The organism is Kitasatospora sp. NPDC056651 (assembly GCF_042792155.1).
Taxonomy (GTDB): domain Bacteria; phylum Actinomycetota; class Actinomycetes; order Streptomycetales; family Streptomycetaceae; genus Kitasatospora.
In genome coordinates, this window is sequence record NZ_JBHTWX010000180.1 from 1 (window position 1) to 8685 (window position 8685).

An 8685-nucleotide genomic window follows, 5' to 3' on the forward strand; every position below is an offset into this window, starting at 1 on the left:
TCTACTCCCCCCCCGCCCCCCCGCCCCCCCCATCGGGCCGGGGGCGGGCCCTCCCGCACTCCCCGCCCCCCCGGGGGGCGGGGGGGGCCCCTCCCCCCCCCGCCCGCCACGGGTCAGAACGGCGCGGCGGGCGGCCGCGCGGCCAGCTGGGGGGCGTTGGTGCAGCCCTGGGCGGCCTCCTTCGCCACGCGCAGGGCGGCGTCGATCCGGATCTGGCGGACCCTGGCGGCGGGGGCGTCGGAGGCGCCCTGGTCGCCGGTGATCGTGACCAGGCGGTACGGGAAGTTGCCGGGCCGCCCGTCCTGCTCCGCGTACTCGCAGTGGAGCAGCAGCTGCACCGTGCCCTCGTGGAACAGCCAGCCCTGGGCGCCGGGGCCGAAGTCCAGCGACGCGGGGACGACCGGCTGCCAGCCGGCCGCCTCCGCCTGGGCCTTCGCCTGCCGGTACCTCTCGTCACGCCGACCGGTACTGATCTTGGCGAGCACCTCCGAGGTGCCGCCGCGCCTGCGGGTGACGGTGCAGTCGAGGATGTCGGCACGGACGTCGGTGTCGGTGAACGTCCCCTTGCCCTGGAGAGCGGCGGTCCTGCCGTCCGGACCGGTCAGCGCGGCCAGGTCCTCGTGGGTGAACGCGTTCCAGCAGGCGCTCTGCGGCACCTCGGCCGACTGCCAGGGCTTGACGTACCAGAGCCCGCCGCCGGTCCCGGCGGCGAGTACCGCCGCGCCGATCGCGATCGGCAGGGCGCGGCGGTGGCGCGGGCGCTCAGCCATCGGCCTGCTCCTTCGGCAGTTCGGGTACGGCGGGCGCGGCAGCGGGCAGCCGCACCTCGTTGGCGCACTGGTACTCGGCGGCGGCGACCCGGGCGATCTTCAGCGCCACATCGGCGTACGCCTGGCGGGACTCGGCCGGTGAGGCGCCGGCGACCGGGTCGTTGCCGACCTCGACCCGCAGGTACTGCGGGGCCTTCTGGTCGGGCTTGTCCGAGGCGGGGACCGGGAAGTCGCAGCGGACGTAGAGCCGGACGCGGTGGCTCAGGTCGCCGCTGGCCAGCCCGACCGCTCCGGGGCCGAAGTCCAGGTCGGCGACGGCATGGTGCTCCGCCGTGTCCCGGGCGCGGTCGGCGTCGACCCCGTCCCAGGCGGGGACGACCTGGACCATCAGGAGGAACCGGCCGGTCTCGCCGTCCACCTGCCAGCGGACGTGGCAGTCGGTGCTGCGGACCTGGGGCTCGTCCGGCTCGGTCGGCGTCCGGATCCGGGCATGCGGCACGGGCTCGAACGCCTTGCCGTACGGCCCGGCGAGCGGCTTCAGATCGTCCTTCGACAGTGCCGACCAGCACGCGCTCCGGGGCAGCTCCACCGACCGCCACGGCTTCCACACCCACAGCCCGCCACCCGCGACCACGGCCACCGCGAGGCCTCCGGCCAGCCACCGCCGCCACCGCGACGGCGGCGGGGGCGGGTCGTCGGGCGGGCGCGGGATGATGTGTGCGACGTCAACCATGGTTCGGGCGGCTCCTGTTGTCGGTCGGGCTAGGACGGGACACGGGGGGCGGTACCGGTCAGCGTCACGGTGTTCCGGCACTCGTACGCGGTCGCGGCGGCCCTGCCGATCTTGAGGGCGATGTCCGCGTACGCCTGGTGGGCCTTGCCGGGGGAGGCGCCGTCGACGACGTCCCCGGAGACCAGCACGCCGAAGTACTTCGGCGGGGGCTGGTCGCTGTCGTCCCTCGGGGCGTCGAAGTCGCACGGCACGTAGAGTCGGACCGACGCTTCCCCGTCGACGTTCTTGGAGCCCACGACCCACCCGGTCGTGCCGGGGCCGAAGTCGAGTGGGGTGAGCGATCCGAGGCTTTCGTCACTCGTCCGGTAGGCGTCGATCGGCGGCCGTGCCGGCCGAACGTCCACTTCGAGCAGGATGGCCGCGTTCGGCCACATGACGAGACAACGGGAGTCACGGCTCCCCGAGTTGGGCTTCATGGGGGTGGCGATCTCGCGGGCCGGCCTGGGCTCGACAGCCTTCCCGTCCGGGCCCGTCAGCGGTTTGAGGTCGTTCGCGCCCAGCGCCCCCCAGCAGGCGCTTTGCGGCAACTCGACCGACTGCCAGGGCTTCCACGCCCACAGCCCGCCGCCCACGGCGGCCGCCACGGCGAGGGCGACGGCGGCGTGCCAGGGACGGACCCGTGACCGGCGTGGCGGCGGGTCGTCCGGGGACGGTGGGATGATGTGGGCGACGTCAACCATGGCTCAGCGCTCTCGGTCGTGGCAGGTTATGGGCTCGGGGGTCAGCTCTTGGGGTTGGCCGTGTCGTACGAGGTCTTGCCGCTGGTGTAGCCGGTGTTCTCCTCCTGGGCGGCTCGGCGGGCCACATCGTTGATGTAGTTCGGATCGACGCCCGCGTTGCGGCCGGCGTCGCGGACGGTGTTGATGATCGCCTGCTGGGAGTTGCGCTCAGCCGATGCCTTCGCGGCGCCCGCCTCGTCGCTGGCTTCGTTGTGGGTGTCCACCTTGTAGCCGTTGGCGACGTTGTCCATGATCTGGTTGACCGCCGTGTCGATGCCCTCGCCGATCAGAGGAGCTCCGCCCTTGATCGCGTCGCCGGCGAACGACCAGACCTGACCGGCGATCTCCCGCTTGGTGTCGATGGCGGCGTTGAACTCGGCGTCGCTGGCGGTGTGCTTCTCGTAGATGGCGTCGATCATGGCGCTGGTGATCAGGCCGTTGACCTGCCCGGTCGGCTTGGCGATGTTCTCGATCGCCAGCGACAGGTCCTTGTGCAACTCGGGGTGGGCCAGCACGTCCTGGATCTGGGCCGTGGTGTAGGCCTGCTGCCCGGCCGCGATCGCCGCGTAGGCGTCAGGGTCGTGGCCGAGTGCGCCGAGTAGGCGCTCGACCTTGGCCGGGTCGAGGAGCGGCGAGACTCCACCCGCTCCCTCCAACGCGCTCTGGACGTCGGCGATGTGGTTGGCGGTCATGTTCCCGAGGCTGCCGTTGAGGTTCGCGAACAGGCCGCCCTTGAGCAGGTCCGGGCCGTTCGTGGCGCCGAACCTGTCCACCACGTTCTTCATGACGTCGTTCATCGCGGCGGTGTGCGGGGGGAACTTGCCGTCGTCGTCGTACGCCTTGCCCGTGGTGGCCGCCTCCAGGGCGTGGCCCAGGGCACTGACGTCGAACGGGTCGGCGGTGCCGGGGTTGGGCCTGGGCGGGTACTGCTGGTCGATCAGGATGGATCGGGAGCCGGCGTCGGTGAGCATGTCGAGGTAGGTGTTCTTGCCGCCGGTGCTCTTGACGGTGCCGTCCGGGTTGTAGGTGGTCGGCGCGTCGTGGAAGAACTTGGTGGCGGCCTCGGGGCTGTGGCCGAGTCCTTCCAGGATGGCGGACATCGGGTTGATGCCCCGGATGTTGCCGTCCTTGTCGGGCACGCCGATGAACTTGAGCTCGGTGAACGGGTACGAGGCCTTGGTGGCCGCGTCCCAGCGCATCGGGTTCTCCTGGGTGAGCTGGGTGACGTGCTCCGCGATCGGGTTGAGGAAGTGGGCGTCGTACTTCCCGTTGCGCAGCAGGTTCGCCATGATCTGGTACCCGTACGGGCTGTGCGCCGGGTCGGCGCCCGGCGGGACGGGGATCTGCTTGGCGCCGGCGGCCCGGAACCTGGTCTCCCAGTCGTCCGAGACGTGCAGCGGCTGCTTGGTGTCGGTCGCGGTGGCCAGGGTGAGGCCGAGGTCCTGCTGGATGCCCTTGATCGCGGCGCTGCGGGCCGGGCTGTTGGCGTAGTCGCCGCTCTGGGCCAGGGCGCCGTACTTGGCCATGAAGGTGCCCGGGTCCTGGTTGCCGTAGAAGGAGGTGGCGAACCGGGGGTCGTTCTTGTGGTGCTCCAGGATCTCCTGGAGGTGCTTGACCTGGGCGTCGGTGGCGTCGGCGCCGAGGCCGAGGATGTAGGTGGCGGCCTTGGCCTCCTCCTCCGGGATACCGCCGACCGGGGTGGCGTTGAACGCGGTGGCGTCGCTGCCGGTGTCGTCGCTCAGGGCCCTGGAGGCGTCGAGGTCGGCCTCGGTGGCGCGGTCTATCGCGTCGCCTATCGCCTTGGCGGCCGTCTCGGCCTTGGCCTTCCAGACCCTGGCGTACTCCATGTCCTTCTTGTCCGCCTGGGTGGTGGGCGGCGGCCAGTGCACCGCGCCCTCGTCGTCGACGGTGAGGCCGTCGGCGACGGCGTGCTGGACGGCCGTGGTGAGGTCCTGCTTGGCGGCCGTGATCTCGGTGTGGGCGTCGCGGAGGGTCCTGGCCAGGGCCGAGGCCTCCTCGAAGGCGGCGTGGATCTGGTCGCGGGCCCAGGTGAGCTTGGCGTTGGCGAGGCCGGCGGCGTCGCCGTGCCAGCCGGACTGCTGGATGGTGCCGAGGATCTCGGACTGCATCCGCTGGGTGAGGTCCCACTTGCGGACGAGGTTCTCGAAGTCGCCCGCCGCCGAGGCGAGGCTGCCGAGGTCGACCTGCTTGAGCTGGCTGTACGTCACCATGGTGGTGTTGCTTCCCCCGTTTGTGCTGTCTTCGTGTTGCCGACCGACTCGCCGGACAGGGCCTGGCTAGCCCTTGGGGCCCTGCGCCACGTTGAAGGTGGCCTGGATGTCCGAGTCGGTCTTGCTGTAACTCTGCGCCGTGGTCCGCAGGTTGGTGCCGATGTCGCCGACGGTGCTCTGGAGGCTGCCGGACTGGCCGGTCCAGTTGGTCCAGGTGCCGGTGAGCGCGCCGCCGAGGTTCCAGCCCTTGAGTGACCCGGCGGCGGCGTTGACGTGCTCGCCGGGCTGGTCGCACTCGGTCTTGACGGCGTCCCGCAGGGCGAAGGCGTTCTGCGCGGCCTGCTGGAGCACGCCCGCGTTCACGGCGATGGTCTGGCCGCCGGCGGCCGGTCCCACCGGGCCCAGCGAGACCGGGGCGGCGTTGGCGCCGGCGAGGTCCGGGAACTGCTTCTTCGCGGCTTCGGTCAGATTGCCCTTGTCGTCGAAGAGCCACGGATTCATGCGACGCTCGAATTCAAGGTCGGCCACGGTTACCCCCCAGGTAAAGAATGCAGCATGGAGCGTACTATTTTCGCCGACGCGGTTTCAGTGAATTGAATATTGATATTCGGTTAACTCTTGGTGAATCACGACAGAATCGGCGGGTCCGTCCTGTGCCGAGCCGCACATTGCCCGGCAGGCGGTGGCGTGCCAGAGTGCCGGGCATGAACCATCCGCTCGCGGCCGAGCCGCGCACCTCCGCCCCCGCCCCGGCGCACGTCTTCGACTGGCTCGACGAGACGGCCGCGATGCGGGCCGAGGCCGGGCTGACCCGGACGCTGCGCAGCCGCACGGCGGAGGACGCGGTGCTGGACCTCGCCGGCAACGACTACCTGGGGCTGACCAGGCACCCGGTGGTCACCCGGGCCGCGGCGGACGCCGCGCTGCGCTGGGGCGGCGGTTCGACGGGGTCGCGGCTGGTGACCGGGACGACCGCGCTGCACACCGAACTGGAGGAGGAGCTGGCCGAGTTCTGCGGAGCGGAGGCCGCGCTGGTGTTCTCCTCCGGGTACACGGCCAACCTCGCGGCGCTGACCGCGCTCACCGACCCGGACACCCTGATCGTCTCCGACGCCTACAACCACGCCTCGCTGATCGACGGCTGCCGGCTCTCCCGCGCCGACGTCCACCGCGCCCCGCACGCCGATCCGGCGGCGGTGGCCGAGGTGCTCGCCGGGCGCTCGCAGCGGCGGGCGCTGGTGGTCACCGACTCGGTGTTCTCGGTGGACGGCGACGCCGCCCCGCTGCCCGCGCTGTCGCGGGCCGTCCGCGCGCACGGCGCCGCGCTGCTGGTGGACGACGCGCACGGGCTGGGCGTGCTCGGCCCCGGCGGCACCGGGGCGCTCGCGGCGGCCGGGCTCGCCGGGCAGCCGGACGCCGTCGCCACCGTCACCCTCTCCAAGTCGCTCGGCTCGCAGGGCGGCGCGGTGCTCGGCCCGCGCCGGGTGATCCGCCACCTGACCGAGACCGCCCGCACCTTCATCTTCGACACCGGCCTCGCCCCGGCCGCCGCCGGCGCCGCGCTGGCCGCGCTGCGGCTGCTGCGCGCCGAGCCCGCCCGCGCGGAGCGCGCCCGCGAGGTCGCCCGCACCCTGGCCCGGCAGCTCACCGCCGCCGGCCTGGCGGCCTGCGAGCCGCAGGCCGCGGTGGTCTCCGTCCGCGCCCCGGGTCCGGAGGCGGCCGTCGCCTGGGCCGCCGACTGCCGCCGGGCCGGCCTCGCCGTCGGCTGCTTCCGCCCGCCCTCCGTCCCGGACGGCGTCTCCCGGCTTCGGCTGACCGCCCGTGGCGATCTGACGGACGATCAGATCGCCGAGGCCGTCCTGATCGTGGCCGAACTGGCCCCGGCGGGCGCGCGGGGCTGAGGTCCCGCCCCCCCGGCCGGCTACTTCTTCCTCGCCCGGCTCGGCTGCACCCGGGGCGGTTCGCCCTTGGCCTTCGGGTGGTCCGGCGGGTAGGGGAGTTCGCCGAGGCCCTCGTCGTGGAGCTGCTTCTCGTACAGCTCCAGCAGGGGCTCCAGCCGGAACGCGTGCCGCTCCATCCCGGCGTTCAGGTCCCCGAGTTCGGCGAAGCGGGCGGGGACGGTGCGCAGGTCGAAGTCCTCGGGGGCGGCGTCGTCCAGCTCCTCCCAGCGCAGCGGGGCGGAGGCGGTGGCGCGCGGGCGGGCGCGCAGCGAGTAGGCGGAGGCGATGGTGCGGTCGCGGGCCATCTGGTTGTAGTCGACGAAGATCCGCTCGCCGCGCTCCTCCTTCCACCAGGCGGTGGTGACCTTCCCCGGCATCCGCCGCTCCAGCACCCGGCCGAGCGCGATCACCGCGTGCCGCCCGTCGGTGAAGGTCCACTCGGGCACCAGCGGCACGTACACGTGCAGCCCCCGGCCGCCGGAGGACTTGGGCCAGCCGCGCAGCCCGAACTCCTCCAGCAGGGCGCGCAGTTCGTGGGCGGCGCGGACGGCGTCGTGGAAGTCGGTGCCGGGCTGCGGGTCGAGGTCGATCCGCAGCTCGTCCACGTGGTCGGTGTCGGAGCGCCGCACCGGCCAGGGGTGGAAGGTGAGGCAGCCCAGGTTGGCCGCCCACAGCACGGCGGCCGGCTCGGTGGGGCAGATCTCGTCGGCGGAGCGGCCGCTGGGGAACTCGATCCGGGCGGTGGGCAGCCACTCCGGCAGGCCCTTGGGCGCGCGCTTCTGGTAGAAGAACTCGCCCTCCACCCCGTCCGGGAAGCGCTGCAGGGTGGTCGGGCGGTCACGCAGCCCGCGCAGCACCCCGTCGGCGACGGCCAGGTAGTACCGCGCGACGTCCAGCTTGGTGAAGCCGCGCTCGGGGTAGTACACCTTGTCCGGGTTCGACAACCGGACGGTGCGCCCGGCGACATCCAGTTCCACGGCTGAGCCCATGCCCCTCACGCTAAGCGCGGTGCGCCCGGCGCGCGCCCCGGGGCGAACCGGGCGAGGATCGGACGCATGGACCTGCCCGTGATGCCACCGGTGGCGCCGATGCTCGCCAAGTCGGTGGCCAGGATCCCGCCGGGGATGCAGTACGAGGCCAAGTGGGACGGCTTCCGCTCCGTGGTGTTCCGCGACGGCGACGAGATCGAGCTCGGCAGCCGCACCGGCAAGCCGCTGACCAGGTACTTCCCCGAACTGGTCGAGGCGTTCAAGCGCGAGCTGCCGCCGCGCTGCGTGCTGGACGGCGAGGTGGTGATCGCCCGGGAGGGGCGGCTGCGCTTCGAGGAGCTGCTGGAGCGCATCCACCCCGCCGCCAGCCGGGTCAGGCTGCTCGCCGAGCGGACCCCGGCCTCCTTCGTCGCCTTCGACCTGCTCGCCCTCGGTGACGACAGCCTGGTGGACGAGCCGCTGTCGGTGCGCCGCCCGGCCCTGGAGGCCGCGCTCGCCGGCGCCGCCGACCCGGTGTTCACCGCCCCCGCGTCCACCGACCTCGACCTGGCGCACACCTGGTTCGCCGAGTACGAGGGCGCCGGGCTGGACGGCGTGGTCGCCAAGCCGCTGGACCAGCCGTACCGGCCGGGGGAGCGGACCATGTACAAGATCAAGCACGAGCGCACCGCGGACTGCGTGGTGGCCGGCTACCGCGAGCACAAGAGCGGCCCGGTGGTCGGCTCGCTGCTCCTCGGCATCTTCGACGACACGGGCAGGCTCCAGCACGTCGGCGTCTGCGCGGCCTTCCCGATGGCCCGCCGCCGCGAACTCGCCGAGGAACTGGCACCGTTGCGGATGGACGACGTCTCCGGGCACCCCTGGGGCGGCTGGGCGGACGCGGCCGCGCACGCCGAGGGCCGGCTGCCCGGCGCGGTCAGCCGCTGGACCGGCGGCAAGGACCTGTCCTGGATCGCGCTGCGCCCCGAGCGGGTGGTCGAGGTCGGGTACGACCACATGGAGGGCACCCGGTTCCGGCACACCGCGCAGTTCCGCCGCTGGCGGCCGGACCGCGCGCCGGAGAGCTGCACCTACGCGCAGCTGGAGGAACCGATCTCCTACGACCTCGGTGCGGTGCTGGGGATCTGATGCGGCGCGAGGGGCCCGATCCGGCCGGGGGGGGGGCCCCCCCCCCGGGGACAACGGGGGGTGCGGTGACGTATAAAAAAAAAACACACCCCCACACCCTTGAACAAAGAGGATT

At 72.8% G+C, this 8685-nt stretch carries 8 protein-coding genes; 2 read left to right on the top strand and 6 right to left on the bottom strand.

What is annotated here, in order from left to right:
* Nucleotides 1–113: 113 nt before the first annotated feature.
* From ACFRAR_RS37320 to ACFRAR_RS37340, 5 genes are all read right to left on the bottom strand, one after another.
* Complete coding sequence (locus ACFRAR_RS37320) at nt 114–770, bottom strand: hypothetical protein (protein WP_380704653.1); 657 nt, start codon at nt 768–770, stop codon at nt 114–116.
* Nucleotides 763–1503 (bottom strand): hypothetical protein, encoded by a 741-nt coding sequence (locus tag ACFRAR_RS37325; RefSeq protein WP_380704655.1) that lies wholly within the window; start codon nt 1501–1503, stop codon nt 763–765. The genes ACFRAR_RS37320 and ACFRAR_RS37325 overlap by 8 nt, the downstream gene beginning before the upstream one ends.
* Nucleotides 1504–1532: 29 nt before the next feature.
* On the bottom strand, nt 1533–2243 hold the full coding sequence (locus ACFRAR_RS37330) for a hypothetical protein (RefSeq protein WP_380704657.1): 711 nt from the start codon (nt 2241–2243) through the stop codon (nt 1533–1535).
* A 41-nt stretch (nt 2244–2284) separates the two neighbouring features.
* Nucleotides 2285–4513 (bottom strand): hypothetical protein, encoded by a 2229-nt coding sequence (locus ACFRAR_RS37335; RefSeq protein ID WP_380704659.1) that lies wholly within the window; start codon nt 4511–4513, stop codon nt 2285–2287.
* A gap of 66 nt (nt 4514–4579) precedes the next feature.
* On the bottom strand, nt 4580–5041 hold the full coding sequence (locus ACFRAR_RS37340; protein ID WP_380704661.1) for a hypothetical protein: 462 nt from the start codon (nt 5039–5041) through the stop codon (nt 4580–4582).
* Nucleotides 5042–5217: 176 nt separating this feature from the next.
* Between ACFRAR_RS37340 and ACFRAR_RS37345 the strand changes: the two genes are divergently transcribed.
* Complete coding sequence (locus ACFRAR_RS37345) at nt 5218–6414, top strand: 8-amino-7-oxononanoate synthase (protein ID WP_380704663.1); 1197 nt, start codon at nt 5218–5220, stop codon at nt 6412–6414.
* A 20-nt stretch (nt 6415–6434) separates the two neighbouring features.
* Here the strand turns inward: ACFRAR_RS37345 and ligD are convergent, their stop codons facing one another.
* Entirely contained in the window at nt 6435–7442 is a 1008-nt protein-coding gene (ligD, locus tag ACFRAR_RS37350) for a non-homologous end-joining DNA ligase (RefSeq protein ID WP_380704665.1), read from the bottom strand.
* 66 nt (nt 7443–7508) lie between these two features.
* Here ligD and ACFRAR_RS37355 point away from each other — a divergent pair, with 66 nt between their 5' ends.
* Nucleotides 7509–8570, top strand: coding sequence for an ATP-dependent DNA ligase (locus ACFRAR_RS37355; RefSeq protein ID WP_380704667.1), 1062 nt, complete (start codon nt 7509–7511; stop codon nt 8568–8570).
* Nucleotides 8571–8685: the final 115 nt, after the last annotated feature.

Bases quoted from the DNA above. Each gene is read 5' to 3' on its own strand.
- ACFRAR_RS37325 (WP_380704655.1), bottom strand. From the start codon at position 1,503: ATGGTTGACGTCGCACACATCATCCCGCGCCCGCCCGACGACCCGCCC.
- ACFRAR_RS37345 (WP_380704663.1), top strand. From the start codon at position 5,218: ATGAACCATCCGCTCGCGGCCGAGCCGCGCACCTCCGCCCCCGCCCCG.
- ACFRAR_RS37330 (WP_380704657.1), bottom strand. From the start codon at position 2,243: ATGGTTGACGTCGCCCACATCATCCCACCGTCCCCGGACGACCCGCCG.
- ACFRAR_RS37320 (WP_380704653.1), bottom strand. From the start codon at position 770: ATGGCTGAGCGCCCGCGCCACCGCCGCGCCCTGCCGATCGCGATCGGC.
- ACFRAR_RS37355 (WP_380704667.1), top strand. From the start codon at position 7,509: ATGGACCTGCCCGTGATGCCACCGGTGGCGCCGATGCTCGCCAAGTCG.
- ACFRAR_RS37335 (WP_380704659.1), bottom strand. From the start codon at position 4,513: ATGGTGACGTACAGCCAGCTCAAGCAGGTCGACCTCGGCAGCCTCGCC.
- ligD (WP_380704665.1), bottom strand. From the start codon at position 7,442: ATGGGCTCAGCCGTGGAACTGGATGTCGCCGGGCGCACCGTCCGGTTG.